This window comes from Cohnella hashimotonis, assembly GCF_030014955.1.
GTDB lineage: Bacteria > Bacillota > Bacilli > Paenibacillales > Paenibacillaceae > Cohnella > Cohnella hashimotonis.
This window is the reverse complement of the sequence record NZ_JAGRPV010000001.1, coordinates 7,325,474-7,351,869: the sequence shown is the minus strand read 5'-3', so window position 1 is coordinate 7,351,869 and position 26,396 is coordinate 7,325,474. Positions and strand designations below refer to the sequence as shown.

Below are 26,396 nucleotides of genomic sequence, written 5' to 3'. Positions count from 1 at the left end.
TGCTATGTCGATGCAAAAAAGAAGAGTGGCATTGGGGGCTCTGTGTTATTCCGTCATTATCCTGATCGTCATCCTGGTACAACAATCGTCCTTCGCGAAGGCCGAGGAGAGTCCCGCCGCCCCGAAGGTCGGCTATCTGGTCGACGAAAACTTCTCGTTCCTGTACAAAAACGGCGGCGAAGAGCTGCCGTCCGGCTGGGACATCCGCAAGGCGGGAGGCAGCGTGACCGGCGCCTATAACAACTGGTTCAAGATCACCGATACGAACGCGACGCTGCCGGTGTCCATGCAAAGAGCGTTTGTCGCGCAAAGCGGCGGCGTGCTGACGCTGGAATTTCGCTTCAAGTTATCAGCCGGCATGGATGGCGCGAAGTGGCAGCTCGGCGACAACGATACCGAGGCCGTCAGCATCGTGACGCAAAACGGCGAGCTGCGGCTGGAAACCGCCGGCGGGAACGTGCAAACGCTGCAAGCCTATGCCGCCGGCACGGAATATGGCGTGAAGGTGGTCGCGGATATCGATGCGGATACGGCCGACGTCTATATCGACGGCGTGCAGAAAGCCGCGGGCGCCGGCTTCAAGCATGAAGTTGCCAGGCTGAACCGGGTGGGGATTCTCACCGGGGGGACCGCGAAGGGCGACATGTTTATTGCGCCCGTCAAGATTTACAAAGGCTACGACGTAAACGAGCGATTCCTCTCTCTCCTGCCGGGGGATCTGCCCGGAGACTGGCAGACGGTTACGGCCGGCGGCGCGCTCGCGGTCGAGCAAATGAACAGCGCCACGCGCCCAGATATTTACAGCCTGAAGTGGGACGCGACCGGAGCGACCGGCACCATGCGTCTTAAGAAGAGCGTGCCGGCGGCGACGTATGACAGGGTGTTTGAATTTAAGCTCCTCCTGCCTCAGAAAAAAGACGGGTTCTCCGCATCCCTCACTAATGGAAGCGCTTCCCCTTTGAAGCTGGTTACGGCGAATGGCAAGCTCGCATATATCGGCGCCGCGGGTCAAGCGATCCCGTTCTACGATTATTCGGCCAATCTGTGGTATCAAGTCAAAGCGAAGCTGGACATGTCCGGCGCGACGGCGGATCTCTACGTAAACGGCAAGCTGCAGGCGCAAGGGGTGCCGCTCGCTTCGAGCGCAACCAGCCTGGATGGGGTGGCCTTCGAGACCTCCGCATCCGTGCAGGGCGTCGTGTGGCTCGACGACATTTTGCTGTACGAGAAGTTGCCGCTTCCGGCCGACTACGTGCCCGAGCCGGTGCCGGCCGTCTCCGACGATTATGCCGTCGGCGTGCAGAGCTGCCCGATCTGGCGCGAAGGCAGCCATCTCGGCTGGGATACGATCACCCCGTACGCGGAGCGGGAGCCCTACCTCGGCTATTACGACGAGGGCAATCCGGAGACGGCGGATTGGGAGACCAAGTGGATGGCCGAGCACGGCATCGATTACCAGATGGCGTGCTGGATCAGGCCCGCGTACGGAGAAGGCGCGCCGATCAAGGATCCTTATCTGCACGAGTCGCTGCACGAGGGCTTCTTCAACTCCCAATACGGGGACAGCGTGAAATTCGCGATCATGTGGGAGAATGCGGCTTCCAAGGCGCAGAACAGCCAGGATTTCCGCATGAACATCGTGCCGTATTGGATCGAGTATTATTTCAAGGATCCGCGTTACATGGTGATCGACAATAAGCCCGTCGTCTCCATCTACAGTCTCTCCGGATTGAAGCGGGATTTCGGCGGTACGCTGGCGGGGGTCAAAGCCGAGACCGATTATTTGCGGACGGCGGTCCAGAACGCCGGCTTCGACGACGTTATTTTGCTGACGACCACCTCGGCTTCGGACGCGACGTCGCTCAGCGAGCGGGACCAGGCCGGCTTCGACGCGATCTATGCCTATAGCTGGGGCAGCGCGGGCGGGCATGCCGAGGTTCAAAAAGCGAACATGAACGCGCAGCGCGATACCGGCTTCATCGATACGCTGCCGACGATCAGCATGGGCAGGGACGATACGGCGTGGGAAGGCAAGTCCGGCTACTATGCGACGCCCGCGGAGTTCGAAGCCGTCTCGCAATGGGTTACGGATTCGTTCATGCCATCCCTACCGAGCGGCAGTCTGGGCAAGAAGCTGGTGATGTTCGACAACTGGAACGAGTTCGGGGAAGGGCACTTCATGATGCCCGCGGGCTTGGCCGGCTTCGGCTACCTGGATGCCATCCGGAACGTCTTTACGGATGAAGGGGGCGCGCATGCGGACGCTCAGCCGACGCCGGTCCAGAAGGCGCGCCTTGGTATCCTGCACCCGCCGGGTCGGGTGCTGCCGCTCAAGTCGCCGACGCCGCCGGCCGTAACGAGCCAGTACGATCCGCTCTGGGGCTTCGACACCGACGACGATGCGGAAGGTTGGACCGTGGAGAAGCAAATCGACAATTTGACGGTCGCAGGCGGCGCATTGTCGGGAACCGCCAACAACACCGACCCGGGCATTCGGTCGGCGGACCAATTGAACATTCAAGCTTCGGATCACCCCTATATCCGGATTCGAATGAAGAGCGGCGTGTTTTCCACGGGACAGTTGTTCTTCACGACGGATACCGATCCGAACTGGAACGAGGTCAAGTCCGTCAGCTTCTATGTGGAGCGCAATGTCGACGGATACACCGACTACCTGCTCGAGATGTGGAAAAACGCCTCGTGGACCGGGAAGATCCGCCAGCTCCGGTTCGATCCGATGACTTCGACGGGGAGCTTCGCCATCGATTCCATCGGGGTCGTCCTCTCTCCCGACACGGGCATCGGCTTGAGCGTCGACGGCAAGCCGGTTCGGCTGTATCAAGCGCCGGCTATAGCCGACGGGACGGTCATGGTGCCGGGCGGCGAACTGTTGAAGCGCTTCGGCGCCGGCACCGAATGGGACGAGGCGACCCAGACGTTAATCGCGGTCAAGGACGACCGCGTCTACAAGCTCAAGGCCGGCGACACGACGGCTTATAAGGACAGCCAGACGATGACGCTAGCGCATGCCCCGACATTGCTGCCTTCGGGCGAGCTCCTCATTCCGGTGTCCTTCTTCAATCAGGCGTTCGGATACGTCGTGCGGTGGGATCCGGACGAACAGTTCATCCGGATTTATACCGCATCGAAAACCTGGGCGTTCGACGGCCTTGAAGGCTGGACGAACAATGAGCAGGTAAGCGGCGTTCAGACAGCGGGCGGCATGCTCCGGGCGACCGCTACCGGCAGCGAGCCTGCGCTGATCTCGCCGGACAACATCGATCTCGAAGCTTCGGATATCAAGCGAATCAAGCTCAAGCTGAAGAACGGTACGAGCGGCAATGAGGCGAAGGTGTATTTTACGACGACGGCCTCTCCACAATGGAATCCGTTGAATTCCCTGACGACCTTCGTCCTGCCGGAGGACACGGCCGTTCGGGAGTATGTGTGGGATCCGAGCGCGCTGCCGGGCTGGACGGGAACGATCAAGCAGATCAAGGTCGTTCCGACGAATGCCGCAGGGGATTTCGCCATCGATTCCATTACGCTGGATACGGCGTTAAGCGTCCCCGTCAAGGGGGGCAATCTGATCGCGAATCCGGGACTGGAAGCCGACCCGCTTCCGAACGGCTGGGAGACGACCCGGGCATGGGACGCGGTCAACGTTCACAGCGGACATCAAGCCTTGAAGGTGACCAAGACCAATGTGTATGGCAGCGTGACGTTCCCGGTCGCCGTTCAGAACGGAACGACGTATGCCTACTCGGCCTGGGCGAAGCTGCAGACGAGCAGCGCTTCCGGAAAAGTGATCCGGCTAGCGCTGTCCTACAAGGTAGACGGCGTATCCAAGCAAATCGTCGTGGCCTCAAGCCCGGCGCTCAGCAGCACGGAGTGGACGCAGGTGAAGGGGAACTACACCCTGAATGAAACCGGGAACGTGACAAACGTATCGGTGTACCTGTTTACCGATGCCCCGGCGGAGACGGACGTCTATTATCTGGACGATGTCGAGGCGAGGCCGGTCACCAACCGGGATACGCCCGCCTGGATACCGGTATCCGGTCTGAGCCTGAACAAGAGCGCAGCGACGATCATGCTCGGCAAGACTGAGACGTTGACCGCTTCCGCGCAGCCTGCCAATGCGTTCAACACAGAGGTGGTTTGGCAGTCGGACAATCCGCAAGTTGCGATCGTGGACGCGAACGGAACCGTATACGGGAAAGGCCTGGGCGTCGCTCACATTACGGCGACCACGGTGGATGGCGGCAAAACGGCGACGAGCGAGGTAACGATCGTCGAGTGGGTGGACCAGACGGTCACCTTGACCGTGAAGTCCGACGGCACCGGCGACTTTACCTCGCCCAAGCTGGCCAACGACAGCATTCTGGACAGCAGCGCCGAGAAGCCGTACGTGATCCTGGTCTATCCGGGCGTCTATACGGATATCGAATGGATCGTGAAGCCGTATGTCACGCTCCGGGGCACGGACAGGGACACCGTCTGGCTGAAAGGAGAGCTCCCGGCATCGTCTAACAACAGCCAGATCACAGGATCGTCCACCGTGTGGCTGAGGGGAACGGCGACGCTGGAGAATCTGACCATTACGGCGAAGAACATGCGGTATCCGGTTCACAGCGAACAAAGCGGCGGTAACAAGGATGCCGTTCATACCGTACGCAACGTTCATATCGAGCATTACGGCAACCTGGAAGCGGTCCAGTACCGCCAGAACTGGATAGCGGCCAATCCGGGGGTTCCGCTTGATCCGGATCACGATCCGGCCCAGGTGTGGGGCGGAAGCGGCGGCGACGGTTCCCACGCTTGGGGATACGGCTCGGCCAGCGGTGTATTGGAAACGTTCTACGACAGTACGTTCGTCTCCAAGGCGACCGGCTGGTACGTGCATAACCGGGAGGATTTCACGAAGCCGCAGATCAACATCATCAACGACAGCAAGATCGTATCGACCTCGCAGTCCAAGCCGGTAGCCATCCAGTCTCTGGGCAGCGGCACGGACGATGAAGTCATTTTCAACAACACGGAGTTCGTAGGCACCTACATGACCCAGGACGACATTCCGTGGATCACGCAGAAGCCGGAAAATCAGTACGCCGACCATGCGGACTACAAGGTCACCCTCAATAACAGCACGCCGATCGGCTATGACGACAGGCACAGGGGAAAAGCCCTGGCGCTGTTCAGCAAAGCCGTAGGCGGCAGCTCCTCCGTACAGGTAAGCGGCACCGCGGTGTCCGACCTATTGGGCTCGTATACGGTGCGGGACGGAGGCGGAGGCCTGAAAGGGTATCTGTACGGCTATTGGGACATCTCCGGCATCAAGGTCGGCATCAGTTCCAACGTTACGGTCAACAACACGCTCGGAAGAAGGCTCGGGGATTTGACGGTCAATAGCAAGACCCTGTCCGTCGCCTTCGAGGACGGAACGACCAAAACCGTCGTATTTAACGAAAACTACACCGAGAAAACGAACGCTTATATCATCGATCAGATCAATGCGCAGTTGGGCGCTTCGGGTTATGCGGAGGAATACAACGTGACCCTGAACGAGTACTATCCGCAGGTGCCAGACAAGCAGCTAACGCTGCGCAATCTCACGTCCGCCGGCATTCCGAGATTCGCTCCGGTCGTATTCGATGCCGACAGCGGCTCGATGCGGCTCATGACCGCGGCCGATCCGGCAGCCAGCTTCGTGGGTTTCACCCTGGAGCGGGTCGTGCCGGGACAATCGGGCAGGGTGCTGACGGAAGGCATCCTGAAGAAAAGCCAGCTGAACGGCTTCACAGGGAATATTGCGGTCGGGACGAAAATATCGATCGGCACGCAGCCAGGCACCTTGGCCATCAACGCCAACAAACCCGCGCTGCTGACAGGCGTCCTGGCCGATTGGGCTTCCTTCAAGGGGAACAAAAGCTGGGTCGCGTCGACGGGCGTCAGCTTGAACAAGACGACGCTGACCTTGCAGCTCGGCGGGACGGAAGCGCTCGTGGCGACCGTATCTCCGGCCGACGCGACGCAACAGGATGTCCAGTGGAGCTCCGATAACGTCAGCGCGGTGACCGTCGATGCGAACGGGACCTTGCAGGCCGTCGGTCCGGGCACGGCCACGATCACGGCCGCCACCTTTGAGGGCGGCCATACGGCAACGGCCTTTGTAACGGTTCCGACGCCGATTCTGGGCAACAACCTCGTCTCCGATCCCGGCATGGAGGGCACGACGCCGCTGTATACCGGCTGGGAGGTGGTCAGGGAATTGAGCGCGCTGGAAGCGCATGGCGGCGCCCAGTCCTTGAAGATTACGAAGACGAACGCGTTCGGAAGCTTGAGCTTCCCCGCCAACATTGCGAAAGGCAACGCGTATTATTATTCCGCCTGGGCGAAGCTGGCGCCGAGTTCATCGGCGGGCGCGGTGCTACGGATCGGTCTGTCCTATCGGGTGGACGGCGTCTCCAAGCAGAAGATCATCTTGACGAGCCAACCGCTGAGCGAGACGTCCTGGAAGCAAATAAGCGGGACGTATACGCTTCAGGAAACGGGCAACGTCACGAATGTTTCAATGTACGTGTTTACGGATCTGCCGGCCGCCCTGGACACCTACTATCTGGACGACGTGGAGATCCGGTCGGTAACCGTGGATACGGCGCCGCCGGTAACGGCGTTGTCGGTATCCCCGGCCGTACCCGATGGCGAGAACGGCGCGTACCGGCAGCCCGTGACCTTCACGCTGACGGCCACGGACGCTTTGTCAGCCATCGCCAAGACGCAATACAGCACCAACAACGGCGGGCTCTGGCAGACGTATTCGGCGCCGGTCACTTTGGCGGCGGACGGCAATTACGAGGTGCTCTATCGCGCCATTGACGGCTCGGGCAACGTCGAGACGGCGAAAAGCCGGACGCTGCAAATCGACCGGGTTGCGCCTGTAACGACGGCAACCGTATCGCCTGCGGCACCGGACGGACCGAACGGGACGTACACGAGTCCGGTTGCGGTGACTTTAACGGGCGCGGACAGCGTATCCGGCTTGGCGAGTACCGAGATCAGCCTGGATAACGGAACGACCTGGCAGCCTTATACCGCTGCCGTGACGTTCGATACGCAAGGCGAGGTCGCCTTGCGCTATCGCTCGACGGATCGGGCGGGAAATATCGAGATGGCCAAGGCCCTCGGCTTCACGCTTGCGACGACATCCGTTCAAGTGCAGCTCAAGGACAGCGCCGGAAATCCGCTGAGCGGCGGCATCGTGTCCTACTACGACGGCGGCTGGAAGTCGTTCGGCGTGACGGACGCAGGCGGGATCGCAAGGAAGCCCTTGCCGAACAAGGCGTACACGTTCGCCATGTCTTATGAAGGAACGTATAAAGAAATCGCGCAGAACACGGGGAATAGCGCAGCGGTCGTTTTTCAGACGGTCAAGGTGAAGGTGCAGTTGAAGGATAGCCTGGGTCATCCGCTGGATACAGGCAGCGCGAGTTACTATGCGGGAGGCTGGAAGTCCTTCGGCACGACGAGCGGGGGCGAGGTCAGCAAGGAATTGCTGCCCGGCTCCTATACCTTTGGCATGAAGCAAGAGGGCACGTATAAGGAGCTGTTGCAAAATGTCGGGACGGACGCGACGGTCGTATTTCAGACAGTCCAAGTGACGTTGCGGCTGAAGGACAGCCTGGGCAACCCGTTGGATACGGGCAGTGCGAGCTACTATGCGGACGGGTGGAAGACCTTCGGCACGACGAGCGGGGGCGAGGTCAGCAAGGAGCTGTTGCCCGGTTCCTATACCTTCGGCATGAAGCACGAGGGCGCTTATAAGGAGCTGTTGCAGAATGTCGGGACGGACGCTGCGGTCGTATTTCAGACAGTCAAAGTGACGGTGCTGTTGAAGGATAGCCTGGGCCATCCGCTGGACGGCGGCAACGCAAGCTACTACGCGGATGGTTGGAAAGCCTTCGGCACGACGAGCGGCGGAGAAGCCGTCAAGGAGCTGCTGCCCGGCTCCTATACCTTCGGCATGAAGTATGAAGAAGCGTACAAGGAGATTCTTAACGATATCGCAACCCAACCCGTAATCGAGTTTCAGGCATAACCCGGACCCGGATAGCGCCCGACCTTACGCGGATCGGTCAGCCAATCTGCGTAAGGTCAGCGTTCCGTGCCGCTGCGCTGCCGACTTACAGAAAAGGAGAGTTCCACGAAAATGACCACCATTCACGCGATCGTTTTTGAACAAGAAAACACGGTAGGCTTCGGCACCTTTACGCTGCCCGCGATGAAGCCGGATCAAATGCTCGTCAAGACGCGCTACACCTTCGTCTCCAGTGGGACGGAAACCCGCGTCCTGGGCGGTCACTATGGCGCTGCGGGCAAATTCCCGCTCATCCCCGGCTACGCTGCCGTCGGGGAAGTGGTCGAGATGGGAGAGGACGTAAAGGGCTACCGCGTAGGCGATTATTTGAGCTACAATTCGCAGAACGGTCCGGCGGGCATCCATTCGCAATGGGGCGGGCAGGCAAGCTTCCATCTCGTCGGGATGGGCGATAAGGCGATCGTCTTGCCGAAGGGCGCCGATCCGCTGGACTACGTCGCAAGCCCAGTGGCGGCGATCAGCTTGAGAGGCGTCATGGCGGCGCAGCCCCAGCCGCACGAGTGCGCGGTGGTGATCGGGCAGGGCGCGATCGGCGCGTTCTCCGCCGGGTTCCTGGCCAGCAAGGGATGCCGGGTTATCGCGGTCGATCTCTCCGAATCCAGGCTTCAGCGCTCCTACAGCTATGGCGTGCATGCCTGCGTCCAGGCCGCCGACCCGGATGTCGCCGAGCGAATCCTCGCTTATTGCGACGGCGGAGCGAACATCGTCGTCGAGGCCTCGGGCTCCAAGCAGGGGGCGGCGCTTGCGCATAAGCTGATTCGCCGAACGCCTAATACTTACCGGGATCCGAATACGTACTACGTCAACCCGATGTCCGGGCTGGTCAATCACTGGCCACGCATCGTCTACCAGGCCAACTACCTGGATAGGCTGAGTCTGGATCCCAGGCTCGACCTGAACTCGGAGGGCGTCCTTCTTCTAATGCCCGGGGACAGGGGGCTGGAGGATCGGCTTAACGCGGTGGAAGCCATCCGGAGCAGGCTTATCGATCCCCGGCATTATATCGATCGGGTCGTTTCCTACAGGGAGGCCCCGCTCTCGTACGAGCAATTGCGTCTGCAGCCGGATCAAGTCTTTTCGGTTGTCTTCGATTGGTCGGAATCAGGTGAAGGCCTATCGATGAACCGGTGATCGAAGGTGAGAAAAGAGACCGTGCTTTTCTTCCTGACTCGGTCGGCGGCGCTTGATGGAAGGTAAGCGCGCTTTCGGCGTGCCGGAGCTTGCAAGCGTGTTTGGCGGGTCGTAATACCCGCATTTGTACATGTATTTTCTTCCGACCCGCAACACTTGATGAAATACATGCAAATACGCAGGTAAATTCAAAGTACAAGTCGGAAATCGGGCTGATGGAAGAAAATAACTGCTCTTATGCATCTACCTTGTCCAAAATGGTCGATATCGACGAAATTAGATGTATATTTGCAGGCATGGCCGCGAAAGACCAAACCTAAAAGGACTGTCAGGGCAATCTTTCCCTGTAGAGGTTTGCTCTAAATAAACAACGACAAAGGCGCCGGCTGATGCCGGCGCCTTTGCTGCACGCTAAGCCAAGATCCGATCGATCCGCTCCAGTTCCTCCTGCGTGAACGACGGCTGCGCGAGCGCTCCCACGGCATCCTCGATCTGAGCGACCTTGCTCGCGCCGATCAGCGCGGACGTGACGCGGCCGCCGCGAAGCACCCAGGCCAGCGCCATCTGAGACAGCTTCTGCCCTCTGCCCTCGGCCAGCTCGTTGAGCTGCCGGACCTTCGCGACCAGCGTCTCGTCGATGCCTTCGGAGCGCAGGAACACGCTCGGACCCGCCGCCCGCGAGTCGGGGGCGATGCCGTTCAGGTACCGGTCGGTCAGGATGCCCTGGTTAAGCGGCGAGAATACGATCGAGCCGATGCCTTCCTCGTCGAGCACATCCTGCAGTCCCTCTTCGATCCACCGGGACATCATGGAATAGTTCGGCTGGTGGATCAGGCAAGGCGTCCCCAGCCGCTTCAAAATGCGCGAAGCTTCGCGCGTTTGTTCCGGGCGATAATTGGAGAAGCCGACATACAGCGCTTTGCCTTGGCGAACGATGAGATCGAGCGCCGCCATCGTCTCCTCCAGCGGCGTATCCGGATCGGGCCGGTGATGGTAGTAAATATCGACGTAGTCGAGTCCCATCCGCTTCAAGCTCTGATCCAGGCTGGCGACCAGACTTTTCTTGGAGCCCCATTCGCCGTAGGGACCGGGCCACATATAATAGCCGGCCTTCGTGGAGATGATCAGCTCGTCCCTGTAGGGCTGCAGATCGTCCTTCAGCATGCGGCCGAACGTCTCTTCCGCGGAGCCGGCCGGCGGTCCGTAATTGTTAGCCAGGTCAAAGTGCGTGATGCCCAGGTCGAATGCGCGTCTTACCATCGCTCTGCCGTTCTCATAGTTGTTGATGCCGCCGAAGTTATGCCACAGTCCAAGCGAAATGGCCGGAAGCTTCAGGCCGCTCCTGCCGCTGCGGTTGTATGTCATGGCGTCGTATCGATCTTGTCTGGCTAAATAAGTCATCTCGAACGCTCCTTCTCATGCGGATAGGCCCATTATAGGCCGCCGCGGCTTATAAGCCCATGTCCGCATGGAAGGGAAATATGGCATAATGTCTTATTTTGAGACAATCTTTCAGGCGATTTGCGAGTCAGCGATACTGCCTGGGCGGCACGCCTTTCAGCTTTTTGAACATTTTGGAGAACAGCAGCGCATCCTGGTATCCGACCGAACGAGCCACCTCCCCGACCGTATACTGCCCTTTTCGGAGCAGCTCTCCGGCCCGTTCCATCCGATAATGCAGCAAATACTGCTGCGGAGGCAGCCCGGTCGCCTCCTTGAAGATGACCGACAAATATTTGCGGTCCAGGCCCAGCGTCGACGCCAGCTGCTCGACCGTAATCGGTTCGCTGAAGTGGCAATGGAGAAAGTCCAGGCTTCGGTGGACGTAGGTATCCTGCTTGCGGGTCGGCATGGGCAAAACGGCATCGGCGCCGACGCCGGCCCTTCCATCTGCGGACACGGGCATCTGCTCGACGATCGACGTGAGCACGTCGATCAGCAGCGACGTCATGCGCAGGTCGCGATTGACCGGCCTCCCCTCGGCCTCCCGCAGCAGCTCGTACAGATTGGGCATCAATCGCATGTCCATCGGGAATATAGGAGTCTCGGGCGTCAGCCGTGTTCGTGCCAGCACATCCGCAACCCGATCGCCGCGGAATCCGACCCACGAGTAAGTCCACGGATCCGCCGCATCCGCTTGGTAAAAGATGAGCTTGTCCGGATAGGCGAGGAAGGCCTGTCCCGCCGTCAACCTGTACGTGTGGCCGCCGGCCTGCACGATGCCCGTTCCCCGATGAACGAAGTGAATCTTGTAATGATCGCGGACGCCGGGACCGAAGGCATGGCTGGGCACGCAATCCTCTTTGCCGAAATGGGACAGGTAAAAATCCGGATCCTCCCGGAAGGGGCGGTCCGGATTGTCATGAAGTGCTCTCATGGTGGCCCTTCCCCATCCTAGAAAGGATTCGTATTCAACATGCTCGCCGTCTTGATATACATGCGCTGAGACAGCTTCAGCTGAGCTACGATATACTCGGCGATGTCCTCCGGATGCATATATTGCTCGTCCTTGCCTTCCGGGATCAACGACGAGCTCTTGGCCAGATCGGTCGCGATCGTGCTCGGCGTCAGCGCGGTCACGCGGATATTGTTGCGGCGGACCTCCTGCGCGAGCGATTCCGTCAGGCCGATGACGCCGAACTTCGAGGCGCTGTAGGCGCTGGAGCCGGGCGCGCCGTTCAGGCCGTTCGTCGAAGAGATGTTGATGATGTCTCCGCCGTTTTTGGCGATGAGCTGGGGCAGGACGGTGCGCGTCACGTAGAAGGTCCCCAGCAAGTTCACTTCGATGATCTTTTTCCAATGCGCGGGGTCCATCTCGACCAATTTCTCGAAGGTGCCGATCCCGGCGTTGTTGATGAGAATATCGGCGGCGCCGATGTCCCGGGTGATCTTGTCGACCGCCTGTTCGACCTCCGGCAGGGAAGACACGTCGGCCGCGGCATAAGCGACCTTGCCGCCGAGCGCCTGAATGTCGCGCGCAGCATCGAGCAGATCCTTCTCCGTTCGCGCGATCAAGCCGACATGGACGCCTTCTCTGGCCAATTCGAGCGCGACGGCTTTGCCGATCCCTTTCCCGGCTCCGGTCACGATCGCTACTTTTCCTTTAATGGTCTGCGCCACGGTATACACTCCTTTATTTTGCAATTCAAAAACCTGCTACCGCAATTATACCGAATCCGTTCGATCATCCCAAGCGAACGCCTGGACCGATTGTCGGAAGACGATTCGTTGCATAAAACCGGCACCGCATTGGAAAACTTTACACCATCCGACTTACGGTAGGGAGGTGGCACGTATCGCGTCGGAACGATTGTCCAAGTCGCTGAACGCCAATCTGGATCGGCTGCGGCGCGTCTACAAGCATTGCGACGACCTGGCGGTCAAGGACTGGCGGTACGGGCCGGACCTGAAGCACCGGGCCGCCTCCGTTCACTTCAAGACGCTGGCCGACAGCGGCACGAATTATATGAAAAGCGCCCTGCAGGACCTGTCGAACCATGTGATCGGCCCGGGGCTGGACATCACGCCGGAGCTGATCCGCGTATTTTTCGGCGCTCGCGGCGTATCCGCGGAGAGCGCGAGCCTCGAGAGCGAGTGGGCGGCTGCGGATCGGCTCATGCTGCAAGGTTATTCGATCTTGCTTATCGACGGCTGGGACCAGGCGCTCTGCTTCGAGTCGAAGCGGCTTGAGACGCGTCCGGTCTCGGAGCCGGAGACCGAGCCGGTCGTCCAGGGGCCGCGGGAAGGCACGGTCGAGAGTCTTCAGAAGAACGTCGGCATGATCCGCATGCGGCTGCAGACGCCGGCGCTGAAATTTCAGTTTTTCAGAGCAGGCGGGCATTCCAATACGATGATCGGCTACGGGTATTTGGACGGCGTCGTCGATCCGGCCCTGCTGGCCGAATTCGAGCGACGCCTGCAGAGTTGCAAGGGAAAGGGCGACATTATCGACACCTCCTTCATCGAAGAGTTGATCGAGGACCACCCGTTGTCGCCGTTTCCGCAGTTCCGCTATACGGAACGGACCGACGTGGCCGCGTCTTCGATGCTGAACGGCAAGATCGTCCTGCTGGCCGAGGGCTCCGGCTCGATCATGATCTGTCCGGGCTTATTCTTCGATCTGCTGCAGTCGAGCGAAGACTATTACCAAAGGGTGCTCGTATCGAATTTCATCCGGTGGCTTCGCTTCATCGCCCTCTTTATCGCGATCTCGCTGCCCAGCCTGTACATCGCGATCTCGACGTTCCATACCGAGCTGATCCCGACCGTCCTGCTGCTCGCGATCGTCGACTCTCGCGAAGGCATTCCGTTCGGCGCCTTCGTCGAAGCCGTCATCATGGTTTTTTTCTTCGAGCTGCTCAAGGAGGCGGGCATCCGCCTGCCGAGAAACGTAGGTTCGGCGGTGAGCATCGTCGGCGCGCTGGTCATCGGGGAAGCCGCCATCAACGCAGGCATTGCATCGCCTTTTATGGTCGTCGTCGTCGCACTGACGGGGATCGCCTCGTTCGCGCTGCCGCAGTACAATCTGTCCATCGCCATGAGGCTGATTCAGTTCCCGCTGATGGCGTTCGCCTCGCTGCTCGGCGGCTTCGGCATTTTGCTCGGCTACCTGTTCATCTGGCTCCATCTCGTCACCCTTACCTCGCTTGGGGTGCCTTATCTCACGCCAATCGCGCCTTGGAAGGCGGATCAGTTCCGCGATTCGTTGGTTCGCACCAAGCTCCCGGCACTAGTCCGGAGGCCCCGACCGCCCAGCTCCACCTAATCCGCCGCAACGGAGGTGCCGCATGTTAAGCCGATACGCTACTATAGGACGGCTCGTTCTCCTTGCGACGCTGCTCGGTCCGCTGCTGACCGGCTGCGGGGACCGGGCGGAGCTCCCGCAGCGGGGCTTCGTGATGGGGCTTGCGCTGGACGAGGCGCCGAATGGAGGGATCGGGCTGACCGTGCAGATTTTCAAGCCCTCCCAGAACATCGTCGGGCGCGGCAAGCCCGACAAGGCCTACATCAACATTCGGACCGACGACGAGTCGGTGATCGAAGCCATCAGGGATATTACGATCCATCTCGGGCGAAAAGCCCAGTGGAGTCATATGCGGATCATATTGGTGAGCGATGCGCTCGCGCGCAAGTATTCGCTGCTGCGCCTGCTCGACTTTCTGTACCGGGATCACGAGCCCAGGCTGACCACCCACCTGATTGTGACCAAGGGAGAAGCTTCGCATTATATGGACACGGCGCCGTACATCGAGAATTCGGTCAGCCAGCAATATTTTTTAAGCGAGCAATCTTCGCACCGGATGACCGGCAAGTCTGTATCCACCAGTCTGCTGCAGCTCGCGCTTGAATCCCGCAGTCCCTCGGCGGTCGCGAAACTCCCTTATTTGTACGAGCGGGAGTCGGGCGGCGAATCGGCTCCTACCGTGGCCGGCGCGGCGATCCTCGTCGAAGGCCGGATGAAGGAGGTCGTCCCGGCGAAGTTGCTCGAAGGCGTCCAACTGCTCGACAACGGCTACAAGAACGGCGTCGTCGAAGTTCCGTGCTCCGCAGCTCGGTCCGCCGAGCGCGCCCAGCAAGAGGATTCGGTAGAGGTGCTGTCCACCAAGACCGCGATGCGGGTGCAGCCGGCGGGAGACCATCTGCATCTGATTTTTCGGGTGAAGGCCGTCACGGCGCTCTCCGAGCTCATCTGCGGACAGACGCTCATGCCTAAGGACGAACGAGCGCTGCGGTTGCGGATTCAGAAAACGATGGAGCAGATGATGAGCGACAGCATGGACTGGCTGCTGCAAAATCAGCTTGACGTCGTCGGGGCAGGGAACAGGTTGTTCGAGCGTCATACGGAGCTGTGGCGGCAGTGGAAGACAGACTGGCCGCGGCAGTTCGCGCGTTCGACCTACGAGGTCCACGTTGACGTCACCATCTTTACCTCGGGCACGAATGTCGGCAAGCCGGTCGACAAGCGTTCGGGTGAGTCGTGATGCGTGCCTTGCTGGTTTTCGCGCTGATCGCCTTTTTGGTTCATGACTGGACCGCCGGACATCTGCGCAGCGCCAAATGGCGCACGAAGGCCGTTTACGCGCTGCTGCTGCTGGCCGGCGGCTATCATTTTCTGATCAGCCTGGGAGCGATCTCCGCGCCATCCTATTACGACCTTTTCACGGGGATTTACGGCGGGCTCGCGGAGCGGATCGTCGCCTATCTTAGTCCGAAAGGAGGAGTCTAGTCTTGAAAAATGTGATTACGCCAAAGCAGGCCGCCATGCTGCTATTCGTTTTTTTGACGGGCTCCTCCATCATCAACATTCCGGCGCCGCTCATCGCGATAAGCGACAACGAAGCCTGGATCTGCCTGCTCGCGGCGGCCGGGCTCGGGATGCTGCTCCTGATTCCGCTCGTCAGTCTCGCCCGCAGATTTCCCGATATGGACTTCATCGAGTACAGCGCCAAACTGACGACCCGGCCTGTAGCCGTCGTGCTCGGCGTATTACTCCTGACGATGCAGTTAGAGATAATAGCCGGCATCATCATGGACATCTCCATGTTTCTCAAGAGCTCGATGATGCGCAATACGCCTTACGGCTACTTTACCGTTCTGACCTCGCTCGCCGTGGCGCTGACGGCCCGGGTCGGCATCGGCCGGTTCGCGGGGATGTTCGGCGTGCTGATGATGTCCGTCATGCTGTTCGTCGTCTTCAATATCTCGCTGGCCTCCCCGGGTTTCCATCTACCCTATCTGCTCCCGATCCTCGACCAAGGCGTCAAGCCGATCTGGCACGGCATTTATTTTATTTATGGCTTTCCTTATGGGGAGTTGGTGGTATTTTGCATGATATTGCCGTATGTCCGGACCATGGCCAAGGAACGCATCGGGTCGAAAATGGCGCTGGCAGTCGCGCTGAACGCGGCTTCTCTGCTCGTGGTCACGATGGCCACGGTGCTCACCTTCGGCCCGCTCTCGGGGGAGCGCAAATATTCGATGTTCGAGGTGGCCCGGACAGTCTATATCACCGAACTATTCGAACGTCTGGAGGCGCTCATGGGCTATTCCATGATCGTCGCTTCCTTCATGAAGGCGTCCATCGCGCTTTTCTCGGCGCATCTGACGCTGAACAGCCTGCTCAGGCTGCCCCGGGACAACCGCCAATTGATTTTTCCGCTCGCTTTTTTGACGACGTTGATTTCATTATCCGTCGGTATTCGCGGCGAAGCGTATTGGAATTTTATGGTCTCCAGCATCCATCCGCTATGGGTGTTCACCTGCAGCACGGTGCCGCTGCTGGTCGTGTACGCGGCTTCGCTGGTACGCAGGCGGGCGGCCTGATGTCAGGTATGGCCGATCGGTAACGAGATCAGGAACGTACAGCCGCGGACCTCGTTCATCTCGACGTCGATCGTGCCCTCGTGCATGAGCATGATTTCCTTGGCGATCGCGAGTCCGAGGCCGCTGCCCGGGATCCGGCTGTTGCGGGAGGCGTCGACGCGATAGAACGAGTCGAAAATGAACGGCAGCGCCTCTTTTGGAATGCCGATGCCCTCGTCCGCGAAGCGCAGCACGGCCTTTTCGCCGTCGATATCGGAGCTTACCGAGATCCGGGTACCCTCGGGCGAATATTTGATCGCGTTGCTCATCAGGTTGTCGATCACGCTGCCCAGCAGATGTTCGTCCGCCCGGATAGCGGCCTCGGCGGCATTCAAGCGAAGCTGAAGCCGACGCCCTTCGAGCGAGAGAGGGTCCGCCCATTTTCTCAGCAGCTTCCCGAACAGCGCGTCGGCCTGAACGAGCGCCAGATTCGGCTGAACCTGTTTGGTCTCCAGCAAGCTAAGATCATTAAGGTTGTTGACCAGACTGGAGATGGTCTCGATTCTCTCGTCGATCTTAAAAAGATAGCGTTCGGCCTGGGCATCGTCGGTCTTCCGGCTTAAGATCGCTTCGATATAGCCCTTGGCGACCGCGGCAGGCGTCTTGAGGTCGTGGGAGATGTGGGAGATCCATCTGCGCCGCCAGCTCTCCAGACGCGTCAGCTCCTCGATCCGCTGCTCCAGCTCTTCGTTCGCGATCTTGAGTTCCGCCGTCCGGTCCTGCACCTTGACCTCGAGCTCCTCCGTCAGCTTCACCTGCTGGTTCAACAGTTCGCGTATTCGGCCGGACATCCGGTTGAACGTGCGCAGCAGCTGATGGAACTCCTGCGTCCCGTTATCCTTGATCGTCACCGAGAAGTCCCCGTTGCCAAGGTCGGCAAAGGCGCCGCTTAACGAACGGATCGGCTTCGCGATTCTCCGCCATAGGAACAGGGCGAGCAGTGTGCAGATGGCGGCGGCCGACAACGTGATCAGCACGTTTTGCCTCAGCAGCTTCCCGTTCGTTCGCGCAGTCAATTCGGCCGACGAGCTTGCGAATTCCCGAAGCAGCTTCTCTTTGGGAATGAGATACGCGAGCGTCCAGCCCGTCGACGGAACCGTCTTCGTGAACAGCATCCGGGTCTCTTCGCCATCGGGATATTCGGCGTACCGCGTCGATTCGTTCCATTGTACGAGGCCTGTCGCCCGCATGCGCTCGTATTCGGCCTCTCCTTGCCGCTGGGCGGCGATCAGATGACGCTCCGAATCCAGGAGGATCGCGAATGCTTCCTTGTCGTTGAACTGCGCATCCACGATGTTCTGGACGAAGTCCTGAACCGATACGTCGGCGGCGACGGCGCCTCGGAGACGCCCTTGATCATCGTAAACGGGAGCTGTAGCCGTGAACATGTAGATATCGTTGGAGGTGGCGTCGCGGTAAGGCTGCGTCCAAGCGACCCTTCGTTCTCCCCGAGGAATGGAGAGCGCGTCCTGGTAATAGGGCAAGTCGGAGAGGTCCGCCCAAGCAGCCGCTTCACCGTCGTTCAAGACGACATCGGTAGCCGAATAATAGTTATATCCGTTCTCCGGATGGATGTAGTAAATAGCCAAAATGTTGGGGTTGCGCTCCGATTCGGACCGGAATAAAGGGCTCAGCAACGTGGACAGCGACAGATCCCGAAGGATCGTCTCGTCCATCGAGAGGCTGGACAAGCTCTGGTAACCGTTCCCTTCGACCGGAGCGGTAGGCGTGTACCAGTAGCCCTTGCCGTGTTTGAGAAGATGCGGCGCTTCCGGCCGGTACCGCTCGGGATGCGAGAAGATCGTCTCCGCCATGGACTGCAACGACAGCACGGACACTTCGACCTTGCGGATGTCCGAATCGATGGCATTGACCTGCTCGGCCAGATAGGATTCGTAAAGGTCGATGTATTGTTTCTCGGTCAACCGCATCTGGGATTGAGAGAACGCCGAAAAGTGGGAATGCGTCGTCTGTTCGTTGAGTAGACCCAGCGAGATAAGCGGACAAAGGGATCCGACGAGGAAAACAAGCAGAATCTGCGCGACAAGCGTGCGGGGAAATTGCTTATACCGCTTCAGCTTCATCGCAGAACTTGTAGCCGGCGCCGCGCAAGGTGACGATATGCTTCGGGTGGGCGGGATCCGCCTCTATTTTTTTGCGCAGCGTGCCGATATGAACGTGCAGCGTCTTGGAGTCGGTCTCTGCCTTGTGCCCCCATACGTTGCGGAGCAGCTGTTCGCTGGTGAGCACCTGACGCGGATGATTCATGAAGCAGACGAGCAGTTGAAACTCCTTGACGGACAGCTCGACAGGCCGCCCGTCCACGAAGACGTCGTGCGACTTCAAGTCGACCTTCAGTGAACGGGAAACGACCATCCGAGGCTGGTCGGCCTTGTTCGCGTCGTCCCCTTGATACATTTTCGAGCGGCGAAGATGGGCCTTGATCCGGGCAAGCACCTCGTTCGGACTGAACGGCTTGCCGATATAATCGTCGCCGCCGACGCTAAGGCCGATAATACGGTCCAGCTCGTTGTCCTTGCAGCTTAAGAACAGGATCGGCGCCTTGGTGAACATGCGCAATTGCTTGCAGAGCTCATAGCCGTCCGTATCCGGAAGGAGTACGTCGAGCACGATCAATTGGGGCGACAGTTCCTTGACGAGCGCGACCGTTTCGGCGCCGCTGAAGGCTTGCTTCATCCGGTATCCTTCCGTTTGGAGGAACAGCCCGAGAATCTCGCCAATGTCCGCTTCGTCGTCCGCCAGCAATATCGTTTCTCCCGGCATCTCGCCCACTCCCGTCTCGATCGTCGAATTAAATTTAACTATAAATACAGATACAGCGCTTGGCAATGAGTTTGTGTTAAAAAATGTGACATAAATGATTGGATTCAAGCAAGCGCGCGATCGGTTTACTTTGAATTTACTTTATTTTGAGCCCGGGATTAGGTTGGACCGGTTTATCAGTTTACTTGAGGGGATTAAGATGAAGCCTATGTTGCCGGATGGAAGATAACCAAGTGATATTATCTGACATCGGCGAACGAACACATAGGAGGGGATAACGTTATGAAAAGAAAAAAGATGCTCGTAATCGGGACTGCGGTCGTCGCGCTTCTGGCGACGGGGCTCATCCCGGGCGGCGCTTGGCAGAAGGCCGAAGCCGTGGTCGTCGCTCCGACAGCGCCTTATGATCCGCTGAATCCGCTTAACGCCCACGAGATTCGGCTGGCGACCAGCATTATCAAGAAAAGTTCTTATTATAAGCCGGACATGAACTTCGACGAGATCGCGCTGGAAGAGCCGGACAAAAATCTCGTATGGAATTGGACGCTGTCCAGCGATGCCTATAAGAGCAAAAAGATCAACAAACTTTCTCGCATGGCGTCCTTCGTCATCTCGGAGAAGCGTCAGATCTTCGAGGGCGTCGTCGATCTCGACAAGGGAACGATCGTATCCTGGAAGGAAAACAAGGACGGCGGCTTCTACTTCATTAACAACGCCCAAGCGAACAAAGCGCTCGAGATCGTGCTCAAGGATCCCGATTATCTTGCTGCGCTTAAGAAGCGCGGCATCACCGATACGTCGAAGCTCACCGTGTACGGGCTGCCTGTCGAATACAACGACAAGGACGAGAATGCAGCGCCGAGACGGCTGTATAAATACGAGACCTTGCTTAACGTCGGCGACGGCAACGACCTGGCGCACCTGGTGAACAATCTGCTCGTGACGGTAGACATCGACGAACAGAAGGTCATCGCAGTAGAAGACGACGGCGTCGTCCCGGTGCCGACCGCGGATCAGGGCTATAATCGATCGGGCAAGACGGAGTTCAAGGAAGAAGCTCACCCGATCGTAATTACGCAGCCGAAAGGCGCCGGCTACACGATCAAGGGTCAGGAAGTGACGTGGGGAGACTGGAAGTTTCACGTCCGCATGGACTCTCGCCGGGGGACACTCATCTCGGCGGCGAGCTACAACGACAACGGCACGCCCCGCAAGGTTCTATACAGCGGCGGGCTCGGCGGCATGACGGTGCCTTACGGCGATGCGTCGCTTAGCTGGTACTTCAAGACTTACATGGATGCGGGGGAATACGGCCTGGGCAAGCTCGCGCGGAAGATGGTCGTCGGCGCGGACGTTCCTGCCAATACGACGCTGATCGACGCGACGCTCAACGACGACGCAGGCGCCCCTTATACGCTTCCGAAGGTGATCGGCGTATTCGAGCGCTACGCGGATTCCGACTGGACGCACGCCGAGTATGACGGCACGGCCGGCGCCCGCGCCCGCACCGAATTGGTCGTCCGTTACATCACCGTTATCGGCAATTACGACTACACCTTCGATTATATTTTCCAACAGAACGGCAATATCAAGATCGATGTCGGGGCTTCCGGTGTCGAAGCGGCGAAGTCGGCCTTCACGGCCAAGGTGGACAGCTCGGTAGACGAATACGTGGACGAGAGCAACGACGAGATTCGCAACGGTACGCTGGTCGCGCCGAATACGGTAGCCGTCTATCACCAGCACATCTACAACTTCCGCCTGGACATGGACGTGGACGGACAGACGAATACGGCGATGGAGCTGCAGCCGGTGACGGTCGCGGCCAAGAACGACAAGTACCGGAAAAGCGAGATGGTGTTGGAGCAGAAGACATATCGTACGGAACTGGAAGCCGCGCAGAAGTTCGATCCCGACAAGGTGGTGCTGCTCACCAACTCGGCCTCCAAGAACAAGGCTGGTTACGTATCGGGCTATCAGATTATCGCCAACGCCGGAGGCACGCACCCTTTCGCCGAAGAACCGCTATTCACCGCGGACGACGAGCTGATGCAGCGCGCGGGCTACATGAAAAAGCACATCTGGGTGACGCCATACAAGAAGGACGAGATTTATCCGGAAGGCAAGTATGTCACCAACAACGCCAAGGACACCGGACTTGGGGCTTGGACGCAGCAGAATCGCGATATCTACGAAAAGGACGACGTCGTCTGGGTGACGACCGGCACGACGCACATTCCGCGCTCCGAAGAATGGCCGATGATGTCGACGGAGTGGGTATCGATGCTGCTCAAGCCGTTCAACTTCCTGGATTCGACGCCGACGCTGGATCTGCCGAAGCCGAAGAGCTCCGATTATTAAGGCAAAATAAAGGAGTCGAACGAAGCCGATCCGCTCTCTTGAGAGTCGATCGGCTTCGTCTCAACCAGAAAGGGCGATCCGGAAGATGAAGCACAACAAGTCGACATGGGCGTTCTGCGCGCTGCTTGCGGTATCGCTCTTTTTTCTGATCGCGGCCTTCGCGCAAAGCGGACGAAAGACGGAATCGATGGTTGCGCATGACGCTGCAATGGCTGGGATGGCCGACATGACTGGCATGGCTGGGATGGACATGGCTGGGATGGACATGGCTGGGATGGACATGGCTGGCGCGGCTGGCATAGCTGACATGGACGACATGGACGACATGGCCGACATGATGAACGCGATGCCGCAAGTCGACGCCGATATGCAGGATCCGCTGATCGATCCGATGAGCTTGTCCGCAGGGCATACGCATGCCGGCGCCGCGGCGGAGAGTCCCTCAGAGAAGGGGGTTCAAGCGGTTTGGTCTTGGCCGGAGGGGGAGCCTGAAGCCGGGCGGTCCGCGAAGCTCGTCATCCGGATTAGCGGGGCGGACGGGCAGCCGGTCCGGAAGTTCGACGTGAACAGCGAAAAGCTGCTGCACCTGGTCGCCATCTCGACGGACCTGCGGGAATTCCAGCACATCCATCCCGAATATCAGGGAGAAGGAGCCTTCGTTCTTCCCGTTACCTTTCAGGAGGGAGGGAACTATCGATTGTTCGCCGATTTCATCCCGAGCGGCTTGAATGAATTGACGCGGAGCGCGGAGGTGTCGGTGTCGGGCGGGTCGGAGAGCGGCTCGGACCCGGACGGCTCCCGCAGTTCCGAGTTTCCCGCAGGCCCGGCGTTGCTGTCGCAGGTCGCCGGAGGGATGGAGGTGGAGCTGCACTTCGGGCATCTGATGGCGAATATGCAGACAGGGCTAAGCGTCACGTTTCGCGATGTAGATACGGGCAAGCCGGTGTCCGATCTGCAGCCCTACCTCGGCAGCGTCGGCCATATCATCGCGGTAGACGACAAGCTGCAGGAATATCTTCATGTTCATCCGGTAAATGCGGCCTCGACCGGCCCTCAAGCGTTATTCGGCATCGCCTTCCCGCACAGCGGAGTCTATAAGCTCTGGGGCCAATTCCAAAGGGACGGACAGTTGCTGACGATCCCGTTCGTGGTGAAGGTACCTTAAGCGGACTGGCAAGCTTGCGGAGGAATTCCATGCTTTTTGTCGAACTCGTATCCTATGGTGAAAAAACGAAAAATAGCAGCCGTCGTCGGGCTGTTTCTGATCGTGCTGACAGGCATTCGCCTGGCCTGGATCGGCGTTCAAACGAACAATGCGAGGGCGGTGGCCGAAAACGGCCAGCTGGATCTAAGCGGCTGGGATCCGGCATCCCAACCGATTCTTTCCCTCTCCGGCCAGTGGACGTTCTATCCGTCTCGGCTGATTGCGCCCGATTCGGACGGCACCTTCCAATCGCAAGGAAGCTCCGCCCGTTCAATCAAGGTCCCCGGCAGCTGGAGAGGTGCTCACAATAACTCGAGCGACCCGCTCATCGGCTTCGGGACCTATCGGCTTCGCATCCGGCTCCCGGCCGGCGGCTTGCCGGAGCGGGAATTGACTGTGCGCGTGCCGGGAGTCTCTTCGTCGTCGGCGCTGTACGTGAACGGTCGCTTGATGGGCGGCGCCGGCCGTCCGGCGGACCGCGCGTCCGCTTATACGGCGAGTGCCGTGCCTTATTCCGTCACGTTTGTCGCCGATCGCGACGTACTTGACCTTGTGCTTCAAGTCGCCAACTTCGACGATCGTGTCAGAGGCGGCTTGATGGAGCCCATTCGGCTCGGAACGGTCCAGGCGATGGGCCGGTCGTACGGTTTAACCGTCGGCTCGCAAGCGGCGCTGGTCCTGCTGATGGCCATGCATGTCCTGTACGCGATCGCCCTGTTTTTCCTCGGCGCCCGGCAGCGTCAGCTGCTGCTCTTTTCTTTGTTGGGGATATGCGGCGCATTAACGATCCTCTGCAACGAGGACCGCTTGCTGTCCGTCTGGTTCGGAGTCGGCTTCGAGACTTTGTATAAAACGTTCTACTTAAGCTATTTGTGCACGGCGGCGCTGCTGCTGCAATATGTAAGAACCTTACTGCCCGAGTTCAGGATGCTTCGTTATGCGCGCTGGCACCTCGTCGCATGCGTTCTCTTCGGCTTATTCGTTCTGGCGTCTCCGGTCCGGGCGTTCACCTATATGCTTACGGATGGGATACATACAGTCCTGTTGCTGATCTCATTTGTTACCGCCCCGATCGTTTTCTATCTCGCCGTCCGCAGAGGCGCGCCTGACGCCATTTATTTGCTGCTGGGCGTAGTCGCCGTCGCCTGGAATCTGATATGGGGCATATTCGGCTACTCTTTTTCGTTGGATGTCGGCTATTATCCGTTCGATATGCTGGCGTTTTTCATTTCGTTCGCGCTCTATTGGTTCAAGCGATATTTCAGAAATGCTGCCGAGACTGTCCGATTGGCGGAGCGCCTACAGACTGCCGACAAGCGCAAGGATGAATTTCTCGTTCACACGTCGCATGAGCTGCGAAACCCGCTTCACGGCATGCTGAACATGGCCCAGGCCGTACTCGACAGCGAAGAGCGGGCGGGCGAGGCGGCCAATCGGGATCGTCTCGCGCTGCTCGTCGCGATGGGCAAGCGCATGTCCTTCCTGCTGCATGACCTCATCGATCTGAATCGGCTGCGGGAGGGAAGCCTGTCGGTGAAGCCGTCGCCTGTCCGGCTGCAGTCGGAGGTTGCGGGCATGCTGGATATGGTCCGGTACCTGGCCGCGGGGAAGCCGATTCGTTTTGAGAACCGGGTGCCCGACGCGCTGCCGGCCGTAATGGCGGACGAGAACCGGTTGGTGCAGATCCTGTTCAACCTGCTGCATAACGCGGTCAAGTTCACGAACGAAGGCCGGATCTGGATCGACGCGGATGTCGAAGGAGATCAGGTGGTTATTCGCGTAGCGGATACGGGAATCGGAATGGATGCCAACACGGCGAAGCGCATCTTCGAGCCTTATGAGCAAGGCGAGCTTCAGCCGGATACGAATGCGGCGGGATTCGGACTGGGACTTGCAATCAGCAAGCGGTTGGTGGAGCTCCACGGCGGTCGCTTGACGGTCGATTCTACGCCAGGCATGGGGTCTGTCTTTCGGTTTTCGCTGCCCGCGGCGGAGGCGGTCCCTTCGGATTCGGCCTACTCCGCTCCCGCGGCTTTGAACCCTCTCCTACTTGATCCCGTCTCCTCTGCCGCGGCCGACTCGGACTCGGCGCATCACGAAGTCGGCGCGGCCCGACTGTTCTCGGAAGCGTCGGCGCCCGCGGTCGCCGGGACGGAGGTGGACGCTCCGACGGAAGCGCCCGCGCGCGGTGATCGTTTCCGCATCCTTGCCGTCGACGACGATCCGGTTAATCTGCGCGTGCTGGAGCATGTGCTCCCCGCCGAGCTCTATGAGATCACGACGACGACGAGCGGCACCCGGGCGCTGTCTCTTCTGAATTCAGGCCCCTGGGATCTGCTGATTGCGGACGTTATGATGCCGGACATCTCCGGGTACGAGGTCGCCCGCACCGCCCGTGCGTGCTTCTCCGCCTCCGAGCTGCCAATTCTGCTGCTCACAGCCCGCTACCGGGCGGAAGATATCGCGGCGGGCTTCGACGCGCAGGCCAACGACTACATCGTGAAGCCCGTCGATGCGCATGAGCTGCGGATGCGGGTGAAGGCACTCACGGATGTGGCCTGGGCCGCGCGCGAGCAGAAGCGTCTGGAGGCGGCATGGCTGCAGGCGCAGATTCAGCCCCATTTTCTGTTCAACACCCTCAATTCCATCGCTGCGCTGGCGGATGTCGATACCGCACGCATGCGCGAGCTGCTGTCGGTATTCGGCGATTACCTGAGGGCCAGCTTCGACTCCTCCAATTCGGATCGGCTCGTGCCGCTCGAGAACGAGCTTCGTCTGGTGCGGGCCTATCTGTTTATTGAAAAGGCGCGATTCGGCGACCGGCTTCACGCCGTATTGGAGGCGGGGGACCATCTTCAACTGTTCGTTCCGCCGCTGTCCATCCAGCCGTTGGTCGAAAATGCCGTTCGTCATGGCGTGCTCAGGCGGCATGAGGGAGGCACCGTCCGGATTCGGATTCAGGAGATCGGAGACGAGATTGAGATATCGATCGAAGACGACGGCGTAGGCATGGCGCCCGATGGGCTTCCGCAGGAACAGCTGTCCGGCGTGCCGTCCGGACGTCGCGCAGGCATCGGCCTGGCCAATACGGATCGCCGGTTGAGACAACTCTACGGCAAGGGCCTGCTCGTTCGCAGCCGTCCCGAAGGCGGGACGATCGTCTCCTTCGTCGTTCCCAAGTCGTCGGGCAAACGCCAGCTTGCAACGGAGTAGTCCGCGTACCGCCGCTCCCGCAAGATTAAGACGCTGGCGAATCGTTATTCCGCCGCCCACTGTCGCTCTCTCGCCAGCCCCCATCCCACCCTCAAAGCACGTTTTTGGATCGTGTATAATGGGGCAAAGTGGAAAAAACCTCCGCAGATCCTTCGAAAGAGCCGCTTAAGTCAGGTATCATGA

14 protein-coding genes are annotated in these 26,396 nt (G+C 59.4%); 9 read left to right on the top strand and 5 right to left on the bottom strand.

Annotation, left to right across the window (positions count from 1 at the left end; all coding sequences use genetic code 11):
* Positions 1 to 10 precede the first annotated feature (10 nt).
* Positions 11 to 8,098, top strand: a complete 8,088-nt coding sequence (locus KB449_RS29270) for an OmpL47-type beta-barrel domain-containing protein (protein WP_282911730.1) — start codon at positions 11 to 13, stop codon at positions 8,096 to 8,098.
* A 111-nt stretch (positions 8,099 to 8,209) separates the two neighbouring features.
* Positions 8,210 to 9,289, top strand: coding sequence for a zinc-binding dehydrogenase (locus tag KB449_RS29265; RefSeq protein WP_282911729.1), 1,080 nt, complete (start codon positions 8,210 to 8,212; stop codon positions 9,287 to 9,289).
* A gap of 411 nt (positions 9,290 to 9,700) precedes the next feature.
* Here KB449_RS29265 and KB449_RS29260 read toward each other — a convergent pair whose 3' ends face one another.
* The 3 genes from KB449_RS29260 to KB449_RS29250 form a co-directional block, all read right to left on the bottom strand.
* Complete coding sequence (locus KB449_RS29260) at positions 9,701 to 10,690, bottom strand: aldo/keto reductase (RefSeq protein ID WP_282911728.1); 990 nt, start codon at positions 10,688 to 10,690, stop codon at positions 9,701 to 9,703.
* Positions 10,691 to 10,817: 127 nt separating this feature from the next.
* On the bottom strand, positions 10,818 to 11,666 hold the full coding sequence (locus tag KB449_RS29255) for an AraC family transcriptional regulator (protein WP_282911727.1): 849 nt from the start codon (positions 11,664 to 11,666) through the stop codon (positions 10,818 to 10,820).
* A gap of 17 nt (positions 11,667 to 11,683) precedes the next feature.
* Positions 11,684 to 12,409: a 3-ketoacyl-ACP reductase gene (locus KB449_RS29250; protein WP_282911726.1), complete on the bottom strand. Its 726-nt coding sequence runs from the start codon at positions 12,407 to 12,409 to the stop codon at positions 11,684 to 11,686.
* Between the two features lie 166 nt (positions 12,410 to 12,575).
* Between KB449_RS29250 and KB449_RS29245 the strand changes: the two genes are divergently transcribed.
* The 4 genes from KB449_RS29245 to KB449_RS29230 are packed head-to-tail and all read left to right on the top strand — an operon-like array spanning position 12,576 to position 16,612.
* Entirely contained in the window at positions 12,576 to 14,054 is a 1,479-nt protein-coding gene (locus KB449_RS29245) for a spore germination protein (RefSeq protein WP_282911725.1), read from the top strand.
* A 22-nt stretch (positions 14,055 to 14,076) separates the two neighbouring features.
* On the top strand, positions 14,077 to 15,270 hold the full coding sequence (locus KB449_RS29240) for a Ger(x)C family spore germination protein (RefSeq protein WP_282911724.1): 1,194 nt from the start codon (positions 14,077 to 14,079) through the stop codon (positions 15,268 to 15,270).
* A complete protein-coding gene (locus KB449_RS29235) occupies positions 15,270 to 15,515 on the top strand; it encodes a hypothetical protein (protein ID WP_282911723.1) in 246 nt (81 codons plus the stop codon). Before KB449_RS29240 ends, KB449_RS29235 begins: the two co-directional genes overlap by 1 nt.
* A gap of 11 nt (positions 15,516 to 15,526) precedes the next feature.
* Complete coding sequence (locus tag KB449_RS29230) at positions 15,527 to 16,612, top strand: GerAB/ArcD/ProY family transporter (protein ID WP_282912935.1); 1,086 nt, start codon at positions 15,527 to 15,529, stop codon at positions 16,610 to 16,612.
* A 2-nt stretch (positions 16,613 to 16,614) separates the two neighbouring features.
* Here the strand turns inward: KB449_RS29230 and KB449_RS29225 are convergent, their stop codons facing one another.
* Both KB449_RS29225 and KB449_RS29220 read right to left on the bottom strand, forming a co-directional pair.
* Positions 16,615 to 18,735 carry a sensor histidine kinase gene (locus KB449_RS29225; RefSeq protein ID WP_282911722.1) on the bottom strand — a complete coding sequence of 707 codons (2,121 nt, stop codon included), beginning with the start codon at positions 18,733 to 18,735 and terminating at the stop codon, positions 16,615 to 16,617.
* Complete coding sequence (locus KB449_RS29220) at positions 18,716 to 19,435, bottom strand: winged helix-turn-helix domain-containing protein (RefSeq protein ID WP_282911721.1); 720 nt, start codon at positions 19,433 to 19,435, stop codon at positions 18,716 to 18,718. The genes KB449_RS29225 and KB449_RS29220 overlap by 20 nt, the downstream gene beginning before the upstream one ends.
* Positions 19,436 to 19,717: 282 nt before the next feature.
* Here KB449_RS29220 and KB449_RS29215 point away from each other — a divergent pair, with 282 nt between their 5' ends.
* The 3 genes from KB449_RS29215 to KB449_RS29205 all read left to right on the top strand — a co-directional run bounded on the left by KB449_RS29215 (position 19,718) and on the right by KB449_RS29205 (position 26,213).
* A complete protein-coding gene (locus KB449_RS29215; protein WP_282911720.1) occupies positions 19,718 to 21,796 on the top strand; it encodes a copper amine oxidase in 2,079 nt (692 codons plus the stop codon).
* A gap of 85 nt (positions 21,797 to 21,881) precedes the next feature.
* On the top strand, positions 21,882 to 22,961 hold the full coding sequence (locus tag KB449_RS29210) for a hypothetical protein (RefSeq protein ID WP_282911719.1): 1,080 nt from the start codon (positions 21,882 to 21,884) through the stop codon (positions 22,959 to 22,961).
* A gap of 36 nt (positions 22,962 to 22,997) precedes the next feature.
* Positions 22,998 to 26,213, top strand: a complete 3,216-nt coding sequence (locus tag KB449_RS29205; RefSeq protein WP_282911718.1) for an ATP-binding protein — start codon at positions 22,998 to 23,000, stop codon at positions 26,211 to 26,213.
* Positions 26,214 to 26,396 lie beyond the last annotated feature (183 nt).

What these genes read in the sequence shown, in the direction of transcription:
- KB449_RS29270 (WP_282911730.1), top strand. Translation starts at nt 11, where the DNA reads ATGCAAAAAAGAAGAGTGGCATTGGGGGCTCTGTGTTATTCCGTCATT.
- KB449_RS29265 (WP_282911729.1), top strand. Translation starts at nt 8,210, where the DNA reads ATGACCACCATTCACGCGATCGTTTTTGAACAAGAAAACACGGTAGGC.
- KB449_RS29260 (WP_282911728.1), bottom strand. Translation starts at nt 10,690, where the DNA reads ATGACTTATTTAGCCAGACAAGATCGATACGACGCCATGACATACAAC.
- KB449_RS29255 (WP_282911727.1), bottom strand. Translation starts at nt 11,666, where the DNA reads ATGAGAGCACTTCATGACAATCCGGACCGCCCCTTCCGGGAGGATCCG.
- KB449_RS29240 (WP_282911724.1), top strand. Translation starts at nt 14,077, where the DNA reads ATGTTAAGCCGATACGCTACTATAGGACGGCTCGTTCTCCTTGCGACG.
- KB449_RS29235 (WP_282911723.1), top strand. Translation starts at nt 15,270, where the DNA reads ATGCGTGCCTTGCTGGTTTTCGCGCTGATCGCCTTTTTGGTTCATGAC.
- KB449_RS29225 (WP_282911722.1), bottom strand. Translation starts at nt 18,735, where the DNA reads ATGAAGCTGAAGCGGTATAAGCAATTTCCCCGCACGCTTGTCGCGCAG.
- KB449_RS29220 (WP_282911721.1), bottom strand. Translation starts at nt 19,435, where the DNA reads ATGCCGGGAGAAACGATATTGCTGGCGGACGACGAAGCGGACATTGGC.
- KB449_RS29215 (WP_282911720.1), top strand. Translation starts at nt 19,718, where the DNA reads ATGAAAAGAAAAAAGATGCTCGTAATCGGGACTGCGGTCGTCGCGCTT.
- KB449_RS29210 (WP_282911719.1), top strand. Translation starts at nt 21,882, where the DNA reads ATGAAGCACAACAAGTCGACATGGGCGTTCTGCGCGCTGCTTGCGGTA.